This is a genomic window from Pseudomonas artemisiae (assembly GCF_057128685.1).
In genome coordinates this window covers 1-522 of the sequence record NZ_JBSKHS010000042.1, presented here as the reverse complement: position 1 = coordinate 522, position 522 = coordinate 1, and the positions used below count along the sequence as shown (strand labels likewise).

General features: G+C 52.1%; 1 rRNA gene. It reads left to right on the top strand.

Features of this window, described 5'->3' with window-relative positions:
- Positions 1-522: ribosomal RNA gene (locus ACWKV4_RS20610) — 23S ribosomal RNA — on the top strand; the annotation flags it as partial.

The following is a 522-nucleotide window of genomic DNA, read 5'->3' as shown; positions in this document are numbered from 1 at the left end:
AAAGCGTAATAGCTCACTAGTCGAGTCGGCCTGCGCGGAAGATGTAACGGGGCTCAAACCAGGTACCGAAGCTACGGGTGTCACGCAAGTGACGCGGTAGAGGAGCGTTCTGTAAGCCTGTGAAGGTCAGTTGAGAAGCTGGCTGGAGGTATCAGAAGTGCGAATGCTGACATGAGTAACGACAATGCGAGTGAAAAACTCGCACGCCGAAAAACCAAGGTTTCCTGCGCAACGTTAATCGACGCAGGGTTAGTCGGTCCCTAAGGCGAGGCTGAAAAGCGTAGTCGATGGAAAACAGGTTAATATTCCTGTACTTCTGGTTATTGCGATGGAGGGACGGAGAAGGCTAGGCCAGCTTGGCGTTGGTTGTCCAAGTTTAAGGTGGTAGGCTGAGATCTTAGGTAAATCCGGGATCTTAAGGCCGAGAGCTGATGACGAGTGTCCCAGGACACGAAGTGGTCGATGCCATGCTTCCAGGAAAAGCTTCTAAGCTTCAGGTAACCAGGAACCGTACCCCAAACC